The 25280-nt window shown below is 65.2% G+C and carries 20 protein-coding genes, 2 tRNA genes and 1 pseudogene; 16 read left to right on the top strand and 7 right to left on the bottom strand.

The annotated features are described in order from the left end of the window. The first annotated feature begins 23 nt into the window (after positions 1-23). Positions 24-6227, top strand: coding sequence for a type I secretion C-terminal target domain-containing protein (locus NX782_RS01955; protein ID WP_258843817.1), 6204 nt, complete (start codon positions 24-26; stop codon positions 6225-6227). Here the strand turns inward: NX782_RS01955 and NX782_RS01960 are convergent. Next, on the bottom strand, positions 6215-6910 hold the full coding sequence (locus NX782_RS01960; RefSeq protein ID WP_258843818.1) for an alpha/beta fold hydrolase: 696 nt from the start codon (positions 6908-6910) through the stop codon (positions 6215-6217). The two genes, NX782_RS01955 and NX782_RS01960, sit on opposite strands and share 13 nt — an antisense overlap. Positions 6911-7004: 94 nt before the next feature. On the opposite strand from NX782_RS01960, the pseudogene NX782_RS01965 reads away from it, so the two are divergent. The 5 genes and pseudogenes from NX782_RS01965 to NX782_RS01985 form a co-directional block, all read left to right on the top strand. Further along, positions 7005-7478, top strand: a pseudogene (locus NX782_RS01965) (MCP four helix bundle domain-containing protein); the annotation flags it as partial. Between the two features lie 267 nt (positions 7479-7745). After that, on the top strand, positions 7746-8744 hold the full coding sequence (locus NX782_RS01970; RefSeq protein WP_308632788.1) for a methyl-accepting chemotaxis protein: 999 nt from the start codon (positions 7746-7748) through the stop codon (positions 8742-8744). A gap of 68 nt (positions 8745-8812) precedes the next feature. Continuing rightward, positions 8813-10309, top strand: a complete 1497-nt coding sequence (locus NX782_RS01975) for an amidohydrolase family protein (protein WP_258843819.1) — start codon at positions 8813-8815, stop codon at positions 10307-10309. Between the two features lie 17 nt (positions 10310-10326). Then, positions 10327-10797, top strand: coding sequence for an acyl-CoA thioesterase (locus NX782_RS01980; RefSeq protein ID WP_258843820.1), 471 nt, complete (start codon positions 10327-10329; stop codon positions 10795-10797). Between the two features lie 66 nt (positions 10798-10863). Continuing rightward, positions 10864-10939 (top strand) — tRNA-Phe (locus tag NX782_RS01985). Positions 10940-11157: 218 nt separating this feature from the next. Here NX782_RS01985 and NX782_RS01990 read toward each other — a convergent pair. Beyond that, complete coding sequence (locus tag NX782_RS01990) at positions 11158-12042, bottom strand: helix-turn-helix domain-containing protein (RefSeq protein WP_308632778.1); 885 nt, start codon at positions 12040-12042, stop codon at positions 11158-11160. A gap of 199 nt (positions 12043-12241) precedes the next feature. Between NX782_RS01990 and NX782_RS01995 the strand changes: the two genes are divergently transcribed. The 6 genes from NX782_RS01995 (at position 12242) to NX782_RS02020 (ending at position 17579) form a co-directional block, all read left to right on the top strand. Then, a complete protein-coding gene (locus NX782_RS01995) occupies positions 12242-13114 on the top strand; it encodes a fumarylacetoacetate hydrolase family protein (RefSeq protein ID WP_258843821.1) in 873 nt (290 codons plus the stop codon). A gap of 13 nt (positions 13115-13127) precedes the next feature. Further along, on the top strand, positions 13128-13925 hold the full coding sequence (locus tag NX782_RS02000; RefSeq protein ID WP_258843822.1) for an alpha/beta fold hydrolase: 798 nt from the start codon (positions 13128-13130) through the stop codon (positions 13923-13925). 29 nt (positions 13926-13954) lie between these two features. Continuing rightward, positions 13955-15289 (top strand): metal-dependent hydrolase family protein, encoded by a 1335-nt coding sequence (locus tag NX782_RS02005; RefSeq protein ID WP_258843823.1) that lies wholly within the window; start codon positions 13955-13957, stop codon positions 15287-15289. A gap of 131 nt (positions 15290-15420) precedes the next feature. Further along, positions 15421-16191 (top strand): hypothetical protein, encoded by a 771-nt coding sequence (locus NX782_RS02010; protein WP_258843824.1) that lies wholly within the window; start codon positions 15421-15423, stop codon positions 16189-16191. A gap of 247 nt (positions 16192-16438) precedes the next feature. Further along, entirely contained in the window at positions 16439-17338 is a 900-nt protein-coding gene (locus NX782_RS02015) for an aspartyl/asparaginyl beta-hydroxylase domain-containing protein (protein ID WP_258843825.1), read from the top strand. A 165-nt stretch (positions 17339-17503) separates the two neighbouring features. After that, a tRNA-Phe gene (locus NX782_RS02020) sits at positions 17504-17579 on the top strand. A 105-nt stretch (positions 17580-17684) separates the two neighbouring features. Here NX782_RS02020 and NX782_RS02025 read toward each other — a convergent pair. The 3 genes from NX782_RS02025 to paeA are packed head-to-tail and all read right to left on the bottom strand — an operon-like array spanning position 17685 to position 19852. Beyond that, positions 17685-18122, bottom strand: a complete 438-nt coding sequence (locus NX782_RS02025; RefSeq protein WP_258843826.1) for a hypothetical protein — start codon at positions 18120-18122, stop codon at positions 17685-17687. Positions 18123-18159: 37 nt separating this feature from the next. After that, the gene (locus NX782_RS02030; protein ID WP_258843827.1) at positions 18160-18534 is read right to left on the bottom strand and encodes a cupin domain-containing protein; all 375 of its coding nucleotides are present in this window, start codon (positions 18532-18534) and stop codon (positions 18160-18162) included. 10 nt (positions 18535-18544) lie between these two features. Further along, a complete protein-coding gene (paeA, locus tag NX782_RS02035; RefSeq protein WP_258843828.1) occupies positions 18545-19852 on the bottom strand; it encodes a polyamine export protein PaeA in 1308 nt (435 codons plus the stop codon). A gap of 396 nt (positions 19853-20248) precedes the next feature. Here paeA and NX782_RS02040 point away from each other — a divergent pair, with 396 nt between their 5' ends. Further along, positions 20249-21856 carry a methyl-accepting chemotaxis protein gene (locus NX782_RS02040; protein WP_258843829.1) on the top strand — a complete coding sequence of 536 codons (1608 nt, stop codon included), beginning with the start codon at positions 20249-20251 and terminating at the stop codon, positions 21854-21856. Between the two features lies 1 nt (position 21857). Here NX782_RS02040 and NX782_RS02045 read toward each other — a convergent pair whose 3' ends face one another. Further along, positions 21858-22067: a hypervirulence associated TUDOR domain-containing protein gene (locus NX782_RS02045; RefSeq protein ID WP_258843830.1), complete on the bottom strand. Its 210-nt coding sequence runs from the start codon at positions 22065-22067 to the stop codon at positions 21858-21860. A 194-nt stretch (positions 22068-22261) separates the two neighbouring features. Here NX782_RS02045 and NX782_RS02050 point away from each other — a divergent pair, with 194 nt between their 5' ends. The 3 genes from NX782_RS02050 to NX782_RS02060 all read left to right on the top strand — a co-directional run bounded on the left by NX782_RS02050 (position 22262) and on the right by NX782_RS02060 (position 24718). Then, positions 22262-22783, top strand: coding sequence for a host attachment protein (locus tag NX782_RS02050; RefSeq protein ID WP_258843831.1), 522 nt, complete (start codon positions 22262-22264; stop codon positions 22781-22783). A gap of 327 nt (positions 22784-23110) precedes the next feature. Beyond that, positions 23111-23704: a lipocalin family protein gene (locus NX782_RS02055; protein WP_308632779.1), complete on the top strand. Its 594-nt coding sequence runs from the start codon at positions 23111-23113 to the stop codon at positions 23702-23704. Between the two features lie 102 nt (positions 23705-23806). Next, complete coding sequence (locus NX782_RS02060) at positions 23807-24718, top strand: helix-turn-helix domain-containing protein (RefSeq protein ID WP_258843832.1); 912 nt, start codon at positions 23807-23809, stop codon at positions 24716-24718. A gap of 10 nt (positions 24719-24728) precedes the next feature. Here NX782_RS02060 and NX782_RS02065 read toward each other — a convergent pair whose 3' ends face one another. Further along, complete coding sequence (locus NX782_RS02065) at positions 24729-25268, bottom strand: DUF2058 domain-containing protein (protein ID WP_258843833.1); 540 nt, start codon at positions 25266-25268, stop codon at positions 24729-24731. Positions 25269-25280 lie beyond the last annotated feature (12 nt).

Genomic DNA, 25280 nt, shown 5'->3' on the forward strand with positions numbered 1-25280 from the left:
CTTTACCAAAATTATTAGCCAACATGAGCACGGACACCGCGCCGCCGCAACTCGTCAGCATGCCGAAAGACGGACAACCGGCGGCGGGCGATCTTGTCTTCACTTTCAACGAAGCGATCCAGGCCGGCAGCGGCAAGTTCAGCCTGTACCTGTACTACGGCGCCTACACACCCGTCTTTTCCGCAGACGTCGCCAGCAGTTCGGCGATCACGATTTCGGGCAATACGCTGACCGTGCACCTGCCGCAAAGGCTGGAGTACGCGACCAACTACACGGTGTCTCTGGAAATTGGCGCGGTCACGGACCTGGCGGGCAATGCCTATGCTTCTTACGGGACCATTGGCTACTTCCGCTCCGGCCTGAGTCCGGTTGCGCTCAACCTGAGCGGCACCGACAAAGCCGATACCCTGAACGGTAGCGACCTGGTCGACACCCTGTCCGGCGGCGCCGGCGCCGACACCATCAATGGCTACGGCGGCGACGATCTGCTGAACGGCGGCGACGAGTCGAACGATCTGCCCTATTACACCTACGACGGCGACTATCTCTCCGGCGGCGCCGGCAACGACACGATCTACGGCGGCAGCGGCCATGACCGGCTGTATGGCGACGATGGCAACGACCTGCTGGTCGGCGGCAGCGGCGACGACACCCTGGACGGCGGCACCGGCGACGACCTGCTCGAGGGCGGCGCCGGCAACGACCGGCTATCCGACGATGGCGGCCTGAACACCCTGCGCGGCGGCGATGGCGACGACTTCCTGGAGGCTGGATGGAGCGGCCGCGGCCTGCTCGACGGCGGTGCCGGCAACGACATCCTGACCGGCAGCGACCTGGCCAGTTACACGGGCGGCACCGGCGATGACCAGATCTCGGTCTCGCTCAGGTCGATCGGTGCGGCGGCCTCCAGCATCGACGCAGGCGACGGCAACGACACCATCAGCCTGACCATGTACGACCGCACCACCGGCCGCGTGAGCGTCAGCGGCGGCGGGACCGACACCTATGTCCTGCATTCGGTCCTCGGCCTGCCGGACAGCAGCGCCCGGATCGAGGTCGGCGATTTCCAGCCCGGCGCCGGCGGCGACCGTATCAATGTCCTCGATCTGCTGGGCAGCTTCTACGAAGGCAACCCCTTCAAGAACGGGTCTCTGAAACTGGTGCGGGACGGCGCCGACACCCTGCTCCAGGTTCAGGTGCCGAACTACACGACCTGGCAGACCCTGCTCCACCTGAAAAACGTCCTGCCGAGCCAGCTGACCAGCGATAACTTTGTTGGCGGCATCGACCCTGCGGGCACCACCAAAGGCCTGAGCCTGACCGGCACCGCCGGCAGCGATGGCCTGTCCGGCAATCTCATGGACGACACCCTGTCGGGGCTGGACGGCGCGGACACCCTGTTCGGCTATAACGGCAACGATTCGCTCGACGGCGGCGCCGGCAACGACATGCTCGACGGCGGCCGTGGCAACGACACCCTGGTCGGCGGCCTCGACGACGACCGGCTGAGCGACGACGCCGGCGATAACACCCTGCTGGGCGGCGCCGGCAATGACCTGCTGAGCAGCTACTCGACCGGCGCCAGCCTGCTCGACGGCGGCGCCGGCAACGACACGCTTTCGGGCGGCAACGGCAACGACGTCCTGCGCGGCGGCGACGGCGACGACACCATCGGCGTCGCCAACGGGTATCTGCTCAATGGTCAGCGTACGGTCAGCGTGAGCGGCGACGCCGGCAAGGACCTGCTGATTTTCTACGGCAATTCGAATTCGAGCGTCAGTGCCAGCGGCGGCGACGGCGCCGATACCTTCCGCTTCGTTTCCGGCTGGGGTTGGGGCACCACCACGATCACCGATTTTTCGACCGCCCAGGGCGACCAGCTCGACCTGCTCGCGCTCATTCCCTACGACCTGGGCAGCAATCCCTTCGGTGCGGCCAAGCGCCTGGTGGCCACCCAGACCGGCAGCGACGTGACGATTTCGCTCGACCTCGACGGCACCGGGAGCGAATACAGCCCGACGCCCATTGTCACGCTGAAGAACATCGGCCTGGCGTCGCTCACGCCCAACGCCTTCGTCGGCGGCTTCGACCCGAGCGGCGGCACCAAAGGCATGCTGCTGACCGGCACGGCCGGCGCGGACACCCTCACCGGCGGCTGGCTCGACGACACCATCAGCGGCGGCGACGGCAAGGACGCGATCGATGGCGGCCCCGGCGACGACAGCATCGACGGCGGTAACGAAAGCGTGCTGGGCGCCGGCGACACGCTGAGCGGCGGATACGGCAACGACATCATCCACGGCGGCGGCGGCGCCGACGTGCTGCTCGGCGACAGCGGCAACGACAGCCTGGACGGCGGCGAGGGCAGCGACAAACTGGAAGGCGGTCTCGGCAACGACACGCTGGACGGCGGCGCCGGCGACGACATCCTGACCGACAACAAGGGCTCGAACGTGCTGCACGGCGGCGCCGGCAACGACACGCTGGAAGCGCTGACGACCAACTGGACGAACTACGACACCGGCTATGCCACGCAGGGCGACAGCACGCTCGACGGCGGCGACGGCGACGACTTCCTGCATCTTGGCCGCGGCAACGACATGGCCAGCGGCGGCGCCGGCAACGACACCATCGCCATCGAGCTGGGCGCGAGTACCGGCATCCACATCGTGGTCGAGGGCGGCGACGGCGACGACCTCATCAGCGTGTCGAGCGACCGCGTGCTGACCGACGTGACGGTCGAAGCGAGCGGCGGGAATGGCCGCGACACCTACCGCTTCTCCTCCTACTACCCTGCCGCCAACACCCTGACGATCAAGGACTTCCAGGCTGGGGCGAACGGCGACGTGCTGGACGTCCTGTCCCTGATGAGCTCACTACCGTCGGGCAACCCCTTCGGACCGCTCGGCTATCTGCGCCTGAAGGCGGACGGCAGCGACACGCTGGTGCAGTTCGACAGCGACGGCGCCGCCGGTCCCGGCGAATTCAGGACCCTCGCCATCCTGAAAGGCGTGGCGCCAGCCAGTCTAACCGGCGACAACTTCCCGCAAGGAATACGCCCGGACGGCTCCTCGACCGGCATGACGATCGCCGGCACCGCCCAGGCCGACACCATCAAGGGCGGCCTGCTCGACGATACGATCGACGGCGGCGCCGGCAACGACAGCATCGACGGTGGTGCCGGCGCCGACCTCATCCACGGAGGCGAGGGCAACGACAGCCTCACGGTCACGATCGGCAACACACGCTTGTTCGGCGACGACGGCGACGACTATCTCAGCGGTGCGCATTACTACAACGGCGGCATCGGTAACGATACCCTGTCCGGTGGCGCCGGCAACGACACGCTGCAAACCTGGCTCGGCGACAATGTCATGAACGGCGACGGCGGCAACGACTTCCTGTACGCCTACGGCAGCGGCCACAATATGCTGTCCGGCGGCGCCGGCAACGACCTGCTGTCGGCCCATGCCGGCAACGATACCCTCGACGGCGGCGATGGCGACGATACCCTGTCGGTGTCCAACTACTTCTACACGAGCGTACCCAATCCGGTGCCCACCGTCGCCTTCAAGCTGCTTGGGGGCGGCGGCCGCGACATCTTCAACTTGCACTTCTCGGGCAATACCCGCGTCGACATCACGGCAGACGGCGGCGCCGACAGCGACCTGTTCCGCATTTTCGATCATCCGTTCGCGTACGGTTACAAGAACACGCTCACGATCGAGCATTTCGATGCCGGCGCCGGCGGCGACCTGATCGACCTGTCCGCCTTCGTCAGCAACGGGAAAAATCCGTTCGCCGCGGGCGGTCCCCTGCTGGTGGTGCAGCGCGGCACCGACACCGCGATCCAGGCCGACCCGGACGGCAGCGGCCCGATGGGCGTGGCGGACATCCTCGTCCTCAAGAACGTCGACAAAACGAAGCTCACGGCCGATAACTTCTGGAACGGCTACAACCCGGACGGCTCGAACACCGGCATCAAACTGAACGGCACCGACGGCGACGACAGCCTCACGGGCGGCTGGCTCGACGATACGATCAGCGGCGGCCAGGGCAAGGATTGCATCCTCGGCGGCTTCGGCAGCGACAGCATCGACGGCGGCGATGGCGACGACACGATCAGCGGCGAAGACAGTACCTGGCCGAACTACGGCACCGACGAGCGCAACGGCGACGACGTGCTGTTCGGCGGCGCCGGCAACGATGAGCTGATCAGCTACAGCGGCAGCGACACCCTGGATGGCGGCGCCGGCGACGACAGGCTCACCATCGTCGGCGATGTCTTCGCCGGCAGCAGCAGGGCGGTCGTGGTCCGCGGCGGCGACGGCGACGATGCCATCATGGTCAGCCCCTTGCGGGTGGCGGGGACGATGAGCGTATCCATGACCGGCGGCGCCGGCAAGGACAGCTTCTCGCTGCCGTCCTACGAGCCCCTGCTCAAGTTCACCATTACCGACTTCCAGGCCGGCGCCGGTGGCGACGTCCTGAACGCCTTCGATTACTGGACCGGCACCACGCCCTTCTCCAGCGGCTGGTACCGCTTCGTGCAGCACGGCGCCGACGCCGTGCTGCAGTTCGACAAGGACGGCCCATCCGGAAACGCCGCCTTCGTCGACGTCGTCACCCTGCAGAACGTCGACTGGACCAAGCTGCTGCCCGAGAACACGGCCGGCTGGCCGGCGGACGGCAGCACCAAAGGCCAGCTCATCGCCGGCACCGACCAGAACGACAAACTGCCGGGCGGTCCGCTCGACGACACCATCACGGGCGGCATCGGCAACGACGCCATCGACGGCAAGGGCGGCAACGACAGCATCGATGGCGGCGACGGCGACGATGCCATCAGCGGCGGCCCCGGCAACGACACCCTGAGCGGCGGCATCGGTGACGATATCATCGACGCCACCGAAGGCAACGACCTGGCGCTGGGTGGCGACGGCAACGACTACCTGATCGCCAGCATGGGCAAGACCACGCTGAATGGCGGCGCCGGCGACGACCTGCTGGAAGTCTTGCCGAGCAACACGTCGCAAGCGCACGCCATCACGCTGCTGGGCGGCGACGGCGACGACATCTTCCTGGTCGGTGGCTGGATCAATGCGGACAATCCAATCGTCGCCACCGGCGGCGCCGGGCGCGACCTGTTCAAGCTGGATCCCGGCGCGCTGGGCCAGGGCGGCCGCTACACGGTCACCGATTTCCAGGCCGGCGCCAAGGGCGACCGGATCGAACTGGGACCGCTGGCGAGCACCTTCGTCAAGGGCGTCGACCCGTTTGCCGACGGCCACCTGCGCCTGCTGCAAAACGGCAGCGACACCCTGCTGCAGTACGACTGGGACGGCAGCGCCGGCGCCTACGGCAAGCTGCAGACCGTGCTGACCCTGAAGAACGTGGACATGTACGCGCTGACGGCGGCGAACTTCGTCGAGGCGGTCACGCCGCCCTCACCGCCGCCGCCACCGCCGCCACCTCCTCCGCCACCGCCGCCCCCACCGCCGCCGGTGGTCGTGCCCCCACCCCCACCCCCGGCGATTCCCGGCGTGAGCGTCACCGGCGGCGACGACAAGGACCTGGTCGAAGGCAGTGTCGGCGACGACAAGCTCGACGCCGGCGCCGGCGACGACGTCCTGCACGGCGGCGGCGGCACCGACCTGCTGGTCGGCGGCCTCGGCAAGGACACCGCGACCTACGGCGGCAAGCTGGAGAACTACAAGATCACGCACGACGATGCCGGCTGGCACGTGGCCGACCAGCGCAGCGGCAGCGACAGCGACGGCAACGACACGCTGCTGGACGTCGAGCGGCTGCAGTTCACGGACCACATCGTGGCGCTGGACATCGACGGCATACCGGCCCAGGCCTACCGCCTGTACCGCGCCGCCTTCGACCGCGAGCCCGACCTGGGCGGTCTCGGTTACTGGCTCGAACGCCTGGAGGCTGGCGCTTCATTGGTGAACGTCGCCGACGGTTTCGTGCACTCGCAGGAATTCGCCGACCTGTACGGCAGCGCGCCGACCAATGCCGAGATCGTGATGCGGCTGTACAAAAACATCCTGCACCGCGCCCCCGATCCAGGCGGCTACGCCTACTGGCTGGACATCCTCGACAGCAAGAAGGCTTCGCTGAACCACGTGCTGGGCTTCATGAGCGACAGCAAGGAAAACATCGAGGCGGTGGCGGAGCTGATCGCCAACGGGATCGCTTACACGCCTTACGGTCCCTGATAGCGCGCCAGCCACGGCACGATGATCGCGGCCAGGCGCTGCGGCGCCTCGATCGGGATCATGTGCCCGCTGTCCTCGACGACTTCGAGCGTGGCGCCAGGAATCCCGGCCTGCAGCTCGCGCGCCTCCTCGATGCTGCGCAGCTGGTCCTGCGCGGCCGCCACCACCAGGGTCGGGCAGCGGATCTCCCGCAGGCGGTCCAGATCGCCGGGCCGCTCCAGCATCGACTGGCGCCGGAACACCTCGCCGCCCAGGCGCATGCCCATCGCCCGCACCCTTTCGATCAGCGCCTCGTTGTTGCGCTCTTTCGGATGCAGCGAGGATGCGACCGCGATGCGGCTCAGGCCACTGAAGGCGATCGATGGCGCCGCATTGCCGATCGCGCCCTTGCGCTGCCGCAGCGCCGGCGTGTCGGGACGGGTCGAGGTGGCGATCAGCACCAGCGCGCGCACGCGTTCGGGCGCCAGCCGCGCGATCTCGCGTGCGACGTAGCCGCCCATCGAAAACCCGACCAGCAGGAAGGACGGCGGTGCGGCTTCCAGCGCGCGACGCGCCATGGCTTCGATCGAGCCATCGTGGCGCAGGTCGGCGTAATGCAGGGGCCCGAAAGGCGCCAGCGGCGCTTCGAGGTCGGCCCACAGGGTTTCATCGGCCATGAAGCCGGGAACGAGCAGAAGTGACATGGGGGCATCCTAGCAGATTGTTGCGCCAGCTCAGGGCAGCGCTTAATCAACTAGGAGCCGATGTGCCGACCTCCCCACCGCCAGCGTACGGAACCAGCTCAGGTTCGCGTTCGCCATCGTGATCATTCTCTCCTTCGTGTCGACCGCGATCGCCATCTGGCGCCTGCAGACGCTGGCGAACGACGCCAGGGAACTGACCCAGCACCCGCTGGCGAAGGAGCGGCTGGTATCGAACTGGCTGCTGAACATCTCGATGTCCGCCGAGCGCACCGCCGCGCTTGCCCGCGCGCCGGATGGCGAACCGGCGAAGGCCTTCGCCGACGAAGCCGTGCAGCAGTCGAAGCGCAGCACCGAGCTGCAGCAGCAGATCGGCGCGCTGCTCGACGGCGCGGACGAGAAAGCCCTCTACACGCAGATCGGCGCCGCGCACGAGCAGTACCTGGCGGCGCACGGGCGCCTCATGGCGCTGAAGGCCGAGGGCAAGCACGACGAGGCGCGGACGCTCTACGCCCAAGGCTTCGCGCCGCTCATGGACGGCTACATCGCCCGCGTCAGGGAGCTGCTCGCGCTGCAGCAGAAATCGATCGCGGCGCGCACCGGCGAAACGCTGGACGCCGCCCACGACAGCGCGACCCTGCTGGTCGGCCTGTGCCTGGCCACCCTGATCGCCAGCATCCTCGCCGCCCAGGTGTTCGCGCGCGTGCTGTTCCGCCGCCTCGGCGGCGAGCCGGCGCTGGCGGCCGCGGTGGCCGGCGAGATCGCGGCCGGCAACCTGCGCGTCGAGGTCAAGCTGGCGGACGGCGACCAGACCAGCCTGATGGCCGCTTTGCAGCACATGCGCGACAGCCTGGCCGGCATCGTCGGCCAGGTCCGCCACGGCAGCGCGGCCATCGGCGAATCGATCGCGGTGTTGTCGGGCGAAGCCCAGGAGCTGTCGCGCCGCACCGAAAGCCAGGCCGCCGCGCTCGAGGAAACCGCGTCCTCGATCGAGGAGCTGACCCAGGGCATCCAGCACAGCGCGGACAACGCCGAGCAGGCCAACACGCTGGCGGCGCAGGCGTCCCAGGTCGCGCAGCAGGGCGGCCGCATGGTGGGCCAGCTGGTCGAAACCATGGGTGCGATCAACGCGTCCTCGGCGCGCATCGCCGACATCATCGGCGTCATCGACGGCATCGCCTTCCAGACCAATATCCTGGCGCTGAATGCGGCGGTGGAAGCGGCGCGTGCCGGCGAACAGGGACGCGGCTTTGCGGTGGTGGCGGGCGAGGTGCGCGCGCTGGCCCAACGTTCGGCCTCGGCGGCCAAGGAAATCAAGGTCCTGATCGACGATTCGACCGGCCGCGTGACCGAAGGCTCGACCCTGGCCGGCCGCGCGGGCGAGACCATGCGCGACATCGTCACCAGCATCGAGCGCGTCAGCACCATCATGAGCGACATCGTCGCCTCCAGCCGCGAGCAGGCCAGCGGCATCGCCCAGGTCAACCAGGCGATCACGCAGATGGACGGGGTCACCCAGCAGAATGCGGCGCAGGTCGAGGAGTCGGCCGCGGCGACGATGTCGATGCAGGCGCAGTCGCAGCAGCTGCAGCAACTGGTGTCGGTGTTCCGGGTCGACCTGCCCGCCAGCAGGACGCTGGCTGCGCGCCCTGCCCTGGCCGTTGCCGCGGCCGGCAAGCCGGCGGCAGCGGCGGCTGCGGCACCGGCACCCGCGCGGGCAAAGCAGGCGCCTGCGCACGGCACGCGCAAAGCCGCAGCGGCGCAGCCGGCCAGGGCCGCCAAACCATCCAGACCGGCCGGGCCCACCGCCGTCGCCGACGACTGGGAAGAGTTCTAAGCCGGCGGTTGCCTCGCTGGGGTTTCCGTGTCAGCATGCGATGTCATGCACAAGGAGACCCCATGGGAATGAGGCACATACCGCTTCTGCTGGCCGGCCTGCTCGGCGCCCTCGCGCACATGCAGTTGCAGGCGCAGCCACCGGCCCCGGGACGGCTGCCGCAGGCGCCGTCCGCGGAAGTCCGCAAGTTCATCAAGGTCGATGCGCCGCTGCTGGCGCTGACCCACGTGCGCGTGATCGACGGCACCGGCGCGCCGGCGCGTGAAGACCGCACCGTGATCCTGCGCGATGGCCGCATCGACGCCATCCTCGATGGCGCGGCCGCGCCGCCAGGCGGTGCCCAGGTGCTCGACCTGCAGGGCCGTACCCTGATGCCGGGCCTGGTCGGCATGCACAACCACCTGATGTACACCGCCTCGATCAACCTCGACGAAGACGACAGGATCCCGCCGCCGGGCTTCTTCGTCACCGAGATCGCGTTCTCGGCGCCGCGCATGTACCTGGCCGCCGGTGTGACCACGATGCGCACCACCGGCAGCATCGAACCCTATACGGACCTGAACATCCGCCGCCTGGTCGACGCCAACCAGATCCCCGGCCCGCACATCGACGTGACCGGTCCCTACCTCGAAGGCCGCGCCAGCAGCTTCCCGCAGATGACGGCGATGGACGAACGCGAGCAGGCGCGCCGCACCGTGGCCTTCTGGGCCGGCGAAGGCGCGACGTCGTTCAAGGCCTACATGAACATCCCCGCCGACGTGCTGGCCACTGCCATCACGGAGGCCCACAAGCACGGCACGAAAATCACCGGCCATCTGTGCTCGGTCGACTACCGCCAGGCGGCCAGACTCGGCATCGACAACCTCGAGCACGGCCCGGTCTTCACGGACACGGAGTTTGTCCCCAACCGGAAGAAGGACGTGTGCCCGTCCGGCGCCGAGATCAGCGCCTCCTGGGAAAAACTGGAGGTGTCGAGCCCGGAGGTGCAAAGCCTGATCCGCGACCTAGTGGCGCGCAAGGTGGCGATCACCTCGACCCTGCCGGTCTTCGAATCCTTCGTCGCGACCCGCCCGCTGCTGTCGAAAAAGCAGATGGCGATGATGTCGGCCGAATCGCTGCGCAGCCACCTGGCGGCACGCGCCGCAGCCGCTGCCAATCCGGCGCGCGCCGCCAGGCAGGAAGCGGCGCTGAAGAAGGAGATGGCTTTCGAGCTGGCCTTTGTGCGCGCCGGCGGCCTGCTGCTGGCCGGCCCCGACCCGACCGGCAACGGCGGCGTGCTGCCCGGCTTTGGCGACCACCGCGAAGTCGAACTGCTGGTCGAAGCGGGCTTTACGCCGGTCGAGGCGATCCAGGTCGCGACCGCCAACGGCGCGCGCTATCTCGGCAAACTGGATCGCATCGGCACCGTCGAAGCGGGCAAGAACGCCGACCTGGTCGTCGTGGGTGGCGACCCGAGCCGCCGCATCCAGGACATCGAGAACGTGGAGATCGTCTTCAAGGATGGCGTGGGCTATGATCCGGTCAAGTTGAATGCATCGGTGCGCGGCATGGTCGGCACCCGTTGATTGTCGAGGAAGGCTTCATGAATCTACCCAACCACCAGCTCAGCATGACCGTGCTGATGACCCCGGACACCGCTAATTTTTCCGGCAACGTCCACGGCGGCCACATTTTAAAACTGCTCGACCAGGTCGCCTACGCCTGCGCCAGCCGCTACGCCGGCGCCTACGTGGTGACGATGAGCGTCGACCAGGTCACCTTCCGCCAGCCGATCCACGTGGGCGAGCTGGTGACCTTCCTGGCGGCCGTCAACTACACCGGCCGCAGCTCGATGGAAATCGGCATCAAGGTGCTGGCCGAAAGCATCCGCACCCAGGAAGTACGCCACGTGAACAGCTGCTTCTTCACGATGGTGGCGGTCGGCGACGACAAGAAGCCGGTCGCGGTGCGGCCGCTGCAGCCGTCCACGCCGGACGAACTGCGCCGCTTCGAGGAAGCGAAATACCGCAAGGAGCTGCGTTTGGCGCTGGACCGGCAGCACGCGAAACGCTGAAGAAATGCTGAGCTGAGCGCCGGGGCTATTGCTATGCCGCGCGGATGTGCTACAATGCGCCGCCTTGGCCTGGTAGCTCAGTTGGTAGAGCAGAGGATTGAAAATCCTTGTGTCGGTGGTTCGATTCCGCCCCGGGCCACCAAGAACATGCCTCACGAAACGCCAACCCATGCAGGTTGGCGTTTTTGTTTCCGGAACTGGAAATTCTCATGTCCGGCCCATTTCCGGGCTTTCTTCGAGCATCCTGCGCAATGCCTCGCAGCTTGGCGCAAACCGTCAATCAGTCGTCACCGTCGACCAAGCTCGACGGATCTCGATACTTCGCGTACCGCCGGGGGATCTGGCGCTGGCGTAAGGGTTTTAAGCTGCCAGGCCCGTCACTGTCGCCGGTATCGCCCCCACCGCGGCACGCCGGAAGGTGGAGGGCGACACGCCGGTGTGCTCCTTGAAGAAACGGGAGAAATTGCTGGGCGCGGAAAATCCAAGGTCGAGTGCGACCGATGTCAACGATCCGCCCTGGACGATCAGCCGGCGCATTGCCTCTTCCACCCGAACGGCGCTCCAGAAAACCTGCGGACTCGTATTAAGCTGATCGCGGAACAGCGTAAAGAAATGCGCGCGCGACAGACCGACCTGGTGCGCGATCGCATCGAGTCCGATCTTATCGTGGACATGCTTGCGCATCAGCGTGATCGCGCTACGCAGGCGGTGGTCGAGCAAGGGCGGGAGCAAGCGCTTGGGATCGACCACGGGTCCGCGCGTGGTGGCATTGATGGTGGCGCTGATCAACTGCTCGACCAGGCCATTCAACCCGTCCCTGGGTTCGCGCGCCGACAGGATCAGGTCCAGCACCCGCCAGCAGGCCTGGCGCAAGTCGGCATCGATCGGAATGCGCGATGACGGAAAAACGAAGGGACGGCCGGTCGCCTGCCGCAGTTCATTCAGCCACTTTCGCGAAATCATAAACACCAGGAACACCGCCGGTCCCGTTCCATCCAGCCGCGTCATGTCGTGCGACTGATACGCATTGGTCGCGAGGCCCACGTTTTCGTCGTACCCGACCACCTCAGGGCCAACGTTGGCCTGGGCCCGCGCACCGCCCAGCCAGAACACGATCTGCGACTCGGAGTGCGCGTGCGCGACCAGGTCGGTACACGTTTCCAGCACGATCGCCTGTCCAAACGTTCCTTCGTAGAATGCATACGACTCTGCCATATTGTCTCCCTTGCCGGCATTGCCGGTCATATCTATATGTAAATTGTAGTCCTGGCAGCGAGGCGATATCCGTCATTCAAAAAGATATCAGACGCATTGATAAGCAGTTGGACCCGCCGATAAGCCCAGCCATGGGTTGATAAGCGCATGTGCCCCTTTGTTCCTAGACTCCTCCCACGGTCAGCGGTCCGAACGTCAATCGGTCCCGGCCGGATACTTGGAGGAATACATGCAAATCGCAACATATCAACTCGATGGACGCCGTTTCGTCGGACTTGTTTCCGACGACCGAGAGCAGGTCACGCCATTCGAGCTTCCCGGGAACGCGGCGGCCGAAGGCGCCCTGGCGATCATCAAGCTGCTCGCCGACGGCGCCCCGCTTCCCGCAACCGCGGGGCCGGCAGTGGCGCTCGCCTCGGTCCAGCTGCTGGCGCCGATCCCGGTACCACGCCGCAACGTCTGGTGCGTGGGCCGCAACTATCACGCCCATGCCAAGGAACTGCAAACCTCGGTATTCAAGGACAACGACGCCAATCCCGACGCCTGGCCGATCGTGTTTACCAAGGTGCCCGAATGCGTCGTCGGCCCGTTCGACAAGGTCATGCTGCCGGGCGCCGCGATCTCCGGGCAAATCGATTACGAGGCCGAACTGGCGGTCGTCATCGGCAAAGGCGGCAAAAACATCGCCCGCGCCGACGCCATGGGGCACGTGTTCGGCTACACGGTGGTCAACGACGTCACCGCGCGCGACGTCCAGATGCGCCACCAGCAGTGGGACATGGGCAAGTCGTTCGACACGTTCTGCCCGATGGGGCCGTGGATCGTCACTGCCGACCAGCTCGACGGCACCCGGACCCGCGTGCGTTGCTGGGTCAACGGCGAGCTGCGCCAGGATGGACCGACCGAAAACCTGATCTTCGACATCCCGACCCTGATCGAGACGATTTCGCGCGGCATCACCTTGTACCCGGGTGACGTCATCGCCACCGGCACCCCTGCGGGCGTCGGGCTGGGCATGAAGCCGCCGCGCTTCCTGGCCGCTGGCGACGTGGTGCGGGTCGAGATCGACGGCATCGGTGCCATCGAAAACCAATTCGTTTAAAAGGAAAAATGACATGACGACCCACATCGTTGCAGGACTGACCGTTGAAGTCGAAGGCGAAGGCGCCGCCATCGTGTGCGTCCACGGCCTGGGCGGCTCGAGCAATACCTGGACCCCGGTGATGGCCGCGCTGCAAGGCCACCGCATCGTGCGCATCGACCTGCCGGGCAGCGGCCGCTCGCCGGCCCGCTCCTCAGCCGATCCCGGCGAACTCAACATCGCCAGCATGGCCGACGCGGTCCAGGCCGTGTGCCGCGAGCTCGACATTACCAGGGCCACCTTCCTGGGCCACTCGATGGGCACGATCGTCTGCCAGCACATCGCGACGCAGCGCCCAGCGCTGGTCGCTGGCCTCGCGCTGTTCGGCCCGCTCGTGTGCCCACCGGATGCGGGACGCGCCGGCATCCTGGCGCGCGCCGACAAGGCAGCCACGGGCGGCGCCGCCGCGATGCAGGACATCGCCGATGCCATCGTGGGCGCCGCGACGTCGAAGGAAACCAAGGCACAGCAGCCGGCCGTGCTGGCCCTGGTGCGCGAGAGCGTGATGCGCCAGACGCCCGAAGGCTACGGGCAAAGCTGCAGGGCGCTGGCGACGGCGCAGGCGGCGTCAATCGAAGACATTGCGGTGCCGACCTTGCTGGTCACGGGGGACCAGGACGGCGTCGCGCCTGCGGCCAGCGTGGCGGCCATGGCGGAACGTATCAAGGGCAGCGACATGGTGGTGCTGGAAGGCTGCGGCCACTGGACCACCTTCGAGCGTCCGCAGGAATGCATGCAACAGCTGGCGAAATTCTTGAGTTCTTCGAAATAACCAGGCCCTGGGGGCCAGAGGAGACAGACATGAAAAAGATTGCAATCACCAATGTCACGATTTTCGATGGCAGTGGCGACGACGTATTCAAAGGTGAAGTCCTCGTAGAAGGCAACCGGATCGTCGACGTAGCGCATTTCCCGAACAAGGTGGCGGGCGCCGCGGACCAGGTGATCGACGGCGGCGGCAAGTTCCTGATGCCGGGAATGACCGAAGCCCACACCCACTTTTCGTGGAACGACCAGCCGACGCTGTCGGCCATCCAGTTCATGCCGCCGGAAGAACACATCCTGTGGTGCGTCGACGTCGCCAAGCGCTACCTCGACATGGGCTGGACCTCGGCCATCGGCGCGGCCGCCGCCAAGCCGCGTCTCGATATCGTCCTGCGCAATGCCATCACCGCCGGCCAGTGCGTCGGGCCGCGCTACCTGGCCGGCAGCCAGGAGATCACCACCCTGGGCGGTCTCGGCGACAACACCCTGCCCCACCTGCCGTTCCAGGAACTGAGTTTCGGCCACATCGTGAGCGGCCCCGAGGAAGTGCGCAAGGCCGCGCGCATGTTCATCAAATACGGCGTGGACCACCTGAAGATCAACCTGTCGGGCGAATACATTGCCGGCCTGCCGGCCGAGCTGTCGCCGTTCTCGGACGAAGAAGTCGCCATGCTGACGAGCGAGGCGAAGCGCAACGGCAAGCGGGTGGCGGCGCACGCGCGCTCCGACGAGTCGGTGCGGCAGTGTCTCCGCCACGGGATCGACATCATCTTCCACGCCAGTTTTGCGAACGAAGAAACACTGGACATGCTGGAGGCGAACAAGGCGCGGCACTTCGTGGCGCCCGCCATCGGCTGGCTGGTGCGTACCAGCTTCAACGCGTCGGAATATGGCATCACGCCTGAAATCGCCGAGCAAATGGGATACCCGCAAGAACTGGAAGCGGCGGCAGCGTCGCTGCGCCAGATGCACAAGCGCGGCATCCGCATCCTGCCGGGCGGCGACTACGGCTTTGCGTGGATGCCGCATGGGACCAATGCCAACGACCTCCAGTATTTCGTGGACTACATCGGCATGACCCCGACGGAAGCGCTGGTCTCGGCGACCCGCCTGGGCGGCGACATCATGATGCGGCCGGATGAACTGGGCCAGATTCGCCCCGGTTTCCTCGCCGACCTGGTGCTGGTCGACGGCGACCCGCTGCAGGACCTGCGCATCATGACGGAGCCCGCCAGGATTGCGATGGTGATGCAGGACGGTGTGATCCACAAAGGCTTGCAGGACACCAGTCCGCGCGCAGCGGCAATTCATGTTCCGGCGAGCGACAACCCGATGCTCGACAGGGGCGTGCAGGAAGCCGTACCGGCTTGACCGCAGTCCGGTGCTTGTCCAGCGCCCGCAGCGGTCCTGCTGCGGGCGTATCCCTACCCGGCGAATACCGACAGCGTCCCGGCTCCGTGTCGCTGCAGCACGGGAAGCGACTTGTCGAAAATGGAGATTCAATGCGTCTGAATAAATATGTGATACGCAGTACGGTAGCGATTGCTGCACTGGCCGCAACCGGCACCGTGCTGGCGGCCGAGTTCCAGGTGGCTAACCTGAACGCCCTGTATACAACCCGTTCCAGGACCGATCCGCTGCTCGGCACCGGGACCGACGACGAGAAGCTGAAAACGTACCAGTTCGAATATTTCGCAGGGTTCAAGTACGGCGATGTGTACGTCGATGCCGAGCTGTTCAACGGCGAGAACGTCGGCGGCGCCGGCGCCGGCTCGTTCGGCGGCAACAGCCCCAACCAGAGCCTGCTAGTCTTCAATCCACGCCTGAGCCTGGGGAAGATCAGCGGCCGCAACCTGGCCTTCGGCCCGATTGCCGACGTATCGCTGATCGCGCGCTATGAGCGCGCCAGTTACGCCGACTTCCGCTCCTACAACCACGGCATCTCCTTCAACTTCAATGTGCCGGGCTTCGCTTACTTCGAGTCGGGCATCCTGCGCCGCAATACCAATTTCTACAAGGGCGAGACGCTGTGGCGCTCGGTCCTGATGTCGAAACCGTTCGCGGGCGAACGGCTTCGTTTCAACCTGCTATCGCTGGTCAATGGAACGGGTGTGAATGGCACCGAAGTATTCCTGCGTCCGGAACTGCTGTGGGCTATCGACGCCAAGGGCAGCTTCCAGGCCGGTCTGCGCTACGAAATCCATCGCTACAAGATCGACGGACAGGACTATTCGCGCAACTCGCCCACCCTGATGGCAAAGTGGACGATGTAATTTTCAGCTGGCCATCAGATCGATTCCGAGTCAGCCTCGGCGTGCAGGCTGCCGGATCGATCGGCCCGAATTCCCTGCGCTACCCGGCTTCGATTTCGCTGGAGCAAATTCATTCCACCTCTGCAATCCGTTTGATCAAGATCAGGCCTGCTGGGCACCGCGCCTAGTGCCGCAAGCTGCCTTCTGCTGCAATGTGAGTACTGGCTCGCAGCCGTGTTTCCGTTGCGTGCGTTACTGGGAGGGATCGATGCGATGGCTGATTCTGCTCCTCTTCGTGGCCTGTACGATGTACGTGCACAGGCGCGGCCGGGCACGTCATTGGTTTTTCAGGCAGCTTTCCGACCATTCGACGTTCACCGCGCCCCTGAACTGTTTTTCCTATCTGTTTTCCGCAGTGCCGACCACGCCTTACATTTCTTCCTCGTATTTTCCCGAGCTGGCGGAATTGCGAAAGGAATGGCCCACATTTCGCGATGAGGCGCTGGCGCTGCATGAAGCGAGCCGCATCCAGGCGTCCGAAAAATACAATGATATCGGCTTCAATTCGTTTTTCCGCCGGGGCTGGAAACGCTTTTACCTGAAGTGGTACGTCAATCCGCATCCCTCCGCGGCAAGCCTGTGCCCGCGCACCGTCGAGATCCTGCAGCGGATACCGTCCGTCAAGGCGGCGATGTTCGCCATGCTGCCCGCGGGCGGCACCCTTGGCCGCCATCGCGACCCGCTTGCCGCATCGCTGCGCTATCATCTCGGGCTCGTCACGCCCAACGACGACCGCTGCGCGATTGTCGTCGATGGCATACCCTATGCGTGGCGCGATGGCGAGGACGTCATATTCGACGAAACCTATTTGCATGACGCAGCGAACCGTACCGACCGGGATCGCATCATCCTGTTCTGCGATATCGAGCGGCCGATGAAATACCGCTGGGCGCAGGCCGTGAACCGGCTGATGGGCGGCTTTCTGCTGCGCGCGTCGGCGTCCCCCAACGAGATCGGCGATCGGACCGGCGGGCTCAACCAAGCGTTCCGCTACCTGTACCTGTTACGGCGCTTCAGCAAGAAGCTCAAGGCATGGAACCGCACGCTGTATTACATCTTCAAGTGGAGCCTGTTCGGCTGCCTCGCGTACGTGATCTTCTGGCGCTGAATGGGCTCATGCGGCCGGCTTCCCAGGCACGCAGGCATACCGGTGCGCGTCACGCACTCGAATCGTCGAGACGACTGCGCAGATGAGACTGTACGCCGGCATCGACGGCGCCCACAAATGGATGAGCACCTGGCAACGCGCGCTCGGCTGGCTATGACGCCTCCTGGCCTGGTAGCTCAGTCGGTAGCGCAGAGGATTGAAAATCCTTGTGTCGGTGGTTCGATTCCGCCCCGGGCCACCAAGAATTCAGCAGTACACAAAAACGCCGACCTTCGCAGGTCGGCGTTTTTGTTTCTGGGGCCGGCAGCGCGGCCCAGGCATCCGGCCAGCGCGATGCAACCGTCCCTTACTCTTTCTTTTCCCTGAATTCGCCGTCAATGATGTTGTCGTCGATGCTTTGACGCGGGTTTTGGCCGGCTTTGAAGATCATTTTCTTGAACCAAGGGTAAGTAAGCAAAAAAGCCGTAGCGAAACCTGTGAACAGTGCCGGCACGTACTCACCCTGAGACAGCAAACTCAACAGGCAGAATGCAAACAGGCTGACGATAAACGGCCGGCGTACAGTTTTCGGCAACAGGCCGACAATGCGCAGCTTGCCATGTCTTATCCAGGGAAATCGCGCAAGGACACCGGCAAGAAGCAGTCCTGCCGTCGCCCTGCCCGTGCCGAGATGATCGGCCACCACCCCGACGACCAGGAAACCGGCATAGGTCATCATGCCGGCCAACGCTACCAGCAGGCATAGAGCAATAGCGATCACCGGCTTCGGTTTAAGTATCGCCATGCGGATCAGGAAACCTAGAATTTGTGTACTCCTCTGCTTAAGCGACCGGGCGCAGCTGCTCTTGCAGCGAGCGCGTCCTGTCCGTGTCGACGTTCCCGGTATGCAGGGTCGTCTTTTTCTCGATCAGCATGATCAGGCATTCCTCATCCGCCACCGGATTGTGGCGCACGCCTTTCGGCACCACATAGCTATCGCCTTCGCCAAGCTCGACCGTTCCCGCCTCCATTTCGATGCGCAGGCTTCCCTGCAGGATGAAGAACAACTCGTCTTCGGTATCGTGGCTGTGCCAGGCCAGCATCCCCTTGACCTTGGCAACCTTGACGTAGGAATCGTCGAGTTCCGCCACGACCCGTGGCGACCAGAGCTCATCGAGCGATGCGGCAATCTTTTTGGGAGAAATAGCAGGAAGCATGGTGGGCTTTCTAAAGTTGGGAAGGGTCTGACGGCACGCGCTTCACCAGCAGCTGGTCGATCCGGTAGTGGTCCACGTCCACGACCTCGAAACGCATGCCTTCGTACTCCACGCTGTCGGTCGGCTTGGGCACCTTGCGCAGCATGTACATCATGAAGCCGGCGGCGGTTTCGTAGTTCTCCTCTTCCGGCAACGCTTTCAGGTCCAGCATGCGCTTCATGTCGGATGCCGGCGTGCTGCCGTCGACCAGCCAGGAGCCGTCGTCGCGCTGCATGACCTGCTTGTCCTCATCCAGCGCGCCGCCCCAGTTGCCCATCACCGTCAGCATGATGTCGCTCAGCGTGATCACGCCCACCACCAGCGCGTATTCGTTGATGACCACCGCGAAGGTTTCCTTGGTCGCGCGGAAGCGGTCCAGCAGTTCCGACAGCGTCAGCGCGTCGGGCACGATCAGGGCCGTGCGGATACTCGACTCGTTGAGCTGGAACACCGACTGCTTGTTCAGCAGCCGCACCAGGATGTCGCGCGTGTCGACGTAGCCGATCACGCGGTCGATGACGCCGTCGCACACCGGGAACTTCGACAGCGGGTAGTTGGCGATCTTCTTGCGGATGCCGTCTTCGGTTTCGTCGAGGTTGAAGAACACCACGTTGTCGCGCATCGTCATGGCCGAGCTCACGCCGCGCGATTCGAGTTCGAACACGTTTTCGATGAAATGCTGCTCCTGCTTCTGCAGGACGCCGGCCTGGGCGCCGGCTTCGACGATGGCCGAGATCTCGTCGAAGGTGATGCGGTCCTCGCGCGTGGTCTCGACGCCGAACAGGCGGAACAGCAGGTTCGCCACCAGGTTCAGGGCCCAGGAAAACGGCCGGCACAGCCGGATGAAGATCTGGACCGGACCGATCATCGCCACCGCGATGCGCTCCGGGGCGATCATCGCCAGACGCTTGGGCATCAGGTCGGAAAACAGGATGAACAGGATGGTGACGAACAGGAAGGACAGCGCAAAAGCGATGGTGTCGATGCCGGGGCCGCTGTAGAAGAAGGACAGCCATGCCGTGAAATACGGGCGCAGCGCGCCTTCGCCCAGGATACCGCCGAGGATGGCGACGGTGTTCAGGCCGATCTGCGAGGCGGCGAAGAATTCGGCCGATTGCGCCTGCAATTGCATGACTTTCAGGGCGCGCTCGTCGCCGGCCTCGGCCAGCAGCTTGAGCTTGATCTTGCGCGCGCCGGCCAGCGAGATCTCCGTCAGCGACAGGAAGCCGGCGGCAAGCACGAGCAGCGCCAGCAGGGAGAGATGTTGGAACAGGTTCACGGTACACCCGGGATAAAGTTGTCGGTGCCCGCTCCCCCGGGAAGCGGACACTCTACTTTACCATCTTGCAGGAAGAACAAGGCAAGGCGGGTGCCGGCCGTGCCGGCGCCCAGCTGTGGTCTGCCTGTTCCAGCGGACCCCGCCTGCTAGGGTCCCGGATGCGGATTGTCGGGCAAGGAAGGGATGGCGCGCAGCAGGCAATCGAATGGGCATTGCATAACGCATCCTTTTGGTGCGTCCGAGGCAAAGCGTTTCTGCCACGCCACACCTTCTGAAAAATCCGTTAAGACAAGAACAAGTTTGCCCTTGTTTTGCGAAGGCATCAGCGAAAACTCACAAATTTCCACACGGCAATATTTATAATGACGAGTTCATCTGGTCCATTAGAAATAAATCATGAACATTAACAACATCAACATCCGGAAGCTGCTGCTGGCAGGTTTCGGCATCGTCCTGGTCGCCATGGTTCTGCTGGTCAGCATCGGCATCGGCCAGATGAACAAGGCGGACGCGCTGACCAAGAAGCTGGCCGGCGAAAGCTTCCACCGCGCCTCCATGCTGCAGGAGTGGCAATCGATCATCGAGGTGAACGCGGCGCGCACGCTGGCGGCCATCAAGGTGGCCGATCCGATCGACGAAAAATTCTTCCTCGACGGTATCACCGAGTCTTCCAAGCGTTCCGACGTGCTGCACAAGGAGATCCAGGCCAGCATCGCCACCGATCCCGCCGCGCAGGCCCTGTTTGAAGCGGTCAATAAAGAGCGTAATGCCTACCGCGTGGCGCGCAAGACGGCGCTCGAAAAGAAGGCCTCCGGCGATGTCCAGGCGGTGCGCCGTTTCCTCGATACCGACATGGTGCCGCGCGTGAAAGCGTACACCGAGTCGCTGCGCGCGATGGTCAAATACCAGCAGGACGCGGTGGGCTCGGATGTGGTGCGCGTCGACCGTGAATTCCAGGACAGCCAGCGCATGCAGATCGGCCTCATGCTGCTGGCCCTGCTGGGCGGCGTTGGTTTCGCCTGGTGGATCGGCCGCCGCATCGCGATGCCGCTGGTGGAAGCGGTGTCGGTGGCGCAGACGGTCGCGCGTGGCGACCTGAGCAGCCGCATCGTCGCCCATGGCAGCAACGAGACCGGCGCCCTGATGGCCGCGCTGCGCGACATGAATACCAACCTGGTCGGCATCGTCAGCCAGGTGCGCGCGGGCACCGGCACCATCGTCGATGCCGCCAACCAGATCTCGGCCGGTAACCTCGAGCTGTCTGCGCGCACCGAGCAGCAGGCCGGTTCGCTCGAAGAGACCGCATCGTCGATGGAAGAACTGACCTCGACCGTGCGCCAGAACGCCGAAAATGCGCGCGAAGCCAATGCGCTGGCCCAGGCGGCATCAACGGTCGCCAGCCGTGGCGGCGCCACCGTGGGCCGCGTGGTCGAAACGATGCAGGCCATCAGCGCATCGTCGGCCAAGATCGTCGACATCATCGGCGTCATCGACGGCATCGCTTTCCAGACCAATATCCTGGCGCTGAACGCGGCCGTCGAGGCGGCGCGCGCCGGCGAGCAGGGCCGCGGTTTCGCCGTGGTGGCGTCCGAGGTGCGCAGCCTGGCCCAGCGCTCGGCTGCGGCGGCCAAGGAGATCAAGGAACTGATCGGCAACTCGGCCGGCAAGGTCGAAGAAGGCAGCCGCCTGGTGTCGGATGCCGGCGCGACGATGCATGAAATCGTCGACAGCATCGGCCGCGTGACCGCCATCATGGCCGAGATCTCCTCGGCCAGCGCGGAGCAGTCGTCCGGCATCGAGCAGGTCAACCAGGCCGTGGCGCAGATGGACCAGGCGACCCAGCAGAACGCGGCCCTGGTCGAGGAAGCGGCCGCGGCATCGGACGCCATGCGCGAACAGGCCGAGGCGCTGGCCCAACTGGTGTCGACCTTCCGCTTCGACGAGCAGGCCGCGCAGCCGGCCGGCCGTGCCGTGCAGACGGCTCAGCTCCGACTGGCTGCCTGAGTCAGATCTTCCTGAGGGCCGAGGGCTTGTGCGCAGCCTCGGCCCCGGTCTCGTCGCTCACGACGAGGTACTCCGGATTCTCTTCCGACGCCGCCACGTGATGGCCCTTGATGTCGGTCGGCGCCGTCAGCTTCTTCTTGACGGTGCCGCGCACCGCGCCCTGCGCCGCGTGCCACTCCACCTTGTCGCCTGCCTTGAACGTCTGGGTCATGTCGGCTCCTTTGTCCTGGACAGCCATTGGAACACAAGCCCGTGCCCGCCCCTGTTCCTTACCCGCCGGATACGTGACGCCAGCCGTTTGCAAGCTTGGCTATACTGAATTCAAACCATGATCGGCAGGCAAGCCGGGCATCCCGCGCGCACGCCGGTCCATCCTTCACGCTTCATAGACTGACAGGGGGTAACATGCAGACGACCTGGATTGTGTCGGCCAACGCGGGCCGCGCGAGGATTTTTTCGGAAGCCGATCCGGCGGAACCGCTGGAAGAAATCGAGGACATGGTCAGTACCGCCGCGCGCATGCGCACCTCGGACATCAATACCGACGAGGTCGGACGGACGTCCGCAGCCGGCAGCAGCCACAACATCGGCGGCAACGAGGCGGCGGGCTTTGCCCATAACGCCAAGGCCGGCGCACCGAACAAGGCTTACCAGCCGGCGCAGACGCCGCAGGAACACGAAGCCGAGCAGTTCGTGAAAGACATCTCGAACTACCTGATGGAAGCACACCGCGAAGGCCGCTTCCAGCAGCTCGTGATCTCGGCCTCGCCGCAGTTCCTCGGCGCCCTGCGCATGTATCTGGATCCGCACATCAAGCCGCTGATCAAGCTCGAGGTCAACAAGGACTACACGCACTCGAACGCGCAGCAGCTGCGTGAGCAGATCCACGAGCAGTTGCAGGCCCAGCGGGCGAACAGGCTGCAGTAAGTTTCCGCTTGTACCGACGCCCGAACGCCAGCCGCGAGGCTGGCGTTTTACGTGGAGCGCGGATAAGTTCAGCCAATCCGCACGCCTTTAAGTTTGTCTCAACCCAGCCTTACTCCTTGATGTGTGCTCAAACGCCTGGCCACACAATGACCCTACATCGAGTCGTCCGAGGAGGCTGCCATGCCGACCGATCGCGTGCGCACCGTGCTGGTTATCCTGTTCCTGCTGGCGCTGTTCCTGGGTTCGCTTGCCGGCTGCGGCATTGGTGCCCCCTGAACCTGCTCGACGGCGCCGCTGCCGGCCCCGTCCTGCTAGGATGGCGTTTCGATGAGCAACCCGACGAACGCCATGCCTTTACCCGTTTCCCGCCTTGCCCTGATCGCCCTCGGCCTGCTCGGCGCCACCCTCACCGTGATGGCAGCCGCGCGCGAGCGCCAGGGCGATGCCGATCTCGAGCCGATCGCCTCGCTCGACGTGCCGCGCTACCTCGGCGCCTGGTACGAGATCGCCAGGTACCCGAACCGCTTCCAGAAACAGTGCGACAGCAACACGACCGCGCATTACAGCAAGCTCCCTGACGGCAGCCTGCAGGTGCTGAACCGCTGCCGCCGCGCCGACGGACGCTACGAAGAAGTCGTCGGCCAGGCGCGTCAGATCGGCCCGGCCGACTCGCCGAAGCTGGAGGTGCGCTTCGCGCCCGGCTGGCTGTCCTTCCTGCCGATGGTATGGGGCGATTACTGGGTGATCGACCTCGACCCCGACTACCAGCTGGCGGCGGTCAGCGAGCCGAAGCGCGAATACCTGTGGATCCTGTCGCGCACGCCCACCGTGCCGCGCCAGACCCTGGCCGCCCTGCTCGACCGGCTCGAGCGCCAGGGCTTCGATACCGGCAAGCTGGAGATGACGAAACAGACACGTTGACAACACCCGCGGCATGCATACGCGGCAAATGCTTGCCAAAGGTGGGTTATTTACGGAATAGTCTTATTTCATATTTGTAATTATTCCCTGAATAACGTTCGAATGAAGCCGCCCTCGCGCGTGTCGCGCCTGTACGAAGTGATGGACCTGATGCTGGATTCGGTCGGTGACCCGCTGGCGCTGAAAAGCCTGGCGGCCTCGGCCAGCTATTCGTCTTTCCACTTCGACCGCATCTTCCGCGAGCTGACCGGCTTCTCGGCCGTCGAATACCAGAGAAAGCGCCGCCTGCGCCGCGCCGCGCATCTGCTGCGCCACGAGCCCGACGTACCGGTCGTGCGCATCGCCCAGGATTGCGGCTTCCCGTCCAACGCGGCCTTCGCCAAGGCCTTCAAGCAGCAATTCTCGATGTCGGCCAAGGCCTGGCGCGAAGGCGGCTGGCGCGACTACATGGACCAGCAGGTCGGGCGCGAAAGCGACGTCAGTTTCTTCGTGGCCGAACCGGACAACCTGGCGGTGCTGCTGGCGCCCTACTGCCCGCCGGCGCCGGGCACGATCGCCGCGCGCATCGCCGTGCGCATGCTGCCGGCCGTCACGCTGCGCTACCAGCGCTTCTTCGGCCAGTCCGGCGCCGCGCTGTCGATCGCCTGCAACGACGTGATTCGCGAGCGCGAACGGCTCGATGCGGCGGCCGGCGCAACAGCGGTGCGGCCCTGGTATGGGGTGTTCGATGAGGATCCCGGCTTTACGGGAGAGCGCGAATACTGCTACGACTTCGGCCATGCCGACGACGGCGGCATGGACCTGGGCATGGGGCTGCGCGTGCTGCCGGCCGGCTGCTACGCCTGCCTGGACTTCCAGGGCGAATGGCCGCGCTTCCGCTCGATGTACGAGGACTGGCTCGATAAACAGTCGCTGTGGCGGCTGGACAGCACGCGGCCGCACATCCAGATGGTCGAGCGCAATGCCGAGGGCCGCTGGGGCGGCTGGCTCGCGCTCCCCATCAAGAAACGCTGAAGAGCGCGCTTTACCAGGTGAAGTCGTCCGGGATCTTGAAGTCCGCGTAGGGATCGTCTTCCTCGACCGCCTGCGGTGCGGCTTTCGTCACACGCACCACGATCTCGGGCGCGCGCTCGGCGATCTTGTCGGCGATCACGCGCGGCACCAGCTCGAAGCCGCCGCCATGACTGACGATGGCCAGGCGCCCCGCCACCAGGTGGTCGCGCACCTTCTCCGAAACGTGGATGCGCTCGATCCTGGTGCCGATCGTGAAGTTGTAGGGAATGTCGCCATTGCCCTTGGGCTGGCGGTTGGTCGTGACCATCTGCGCGATCTGGGCCGCGACGGCCTTCTGCGCCGCCGCCGCATCGCGCTGGGCGTTCAGCTCGCGCGCACGCTCGGCCTGCTTGCGCTGCATTTCCTGCGCCGCCAGCCGCGCCTCGTTTTCCTTCTTGTCGCCGGTGCGCAGCTCGATCTTGTGCTGCTTGCTCTTTTCCTGGTTGGCCAGCTTGACCTTTTTCTTGTCGACCAGGCCGGCCTTGAGCAGCTGCTCTTGCAGGGAAACCATCGTGTAACTCCG

Source organism: Massilia norwichensis, assembly GCF_024753245.1.
GTDB lineage: Bacteria > Pseudomonadota > Gammaproteobacteria > Burkholderiales > Burkholderiaceae_D > Telluria > Telluria norwichensis.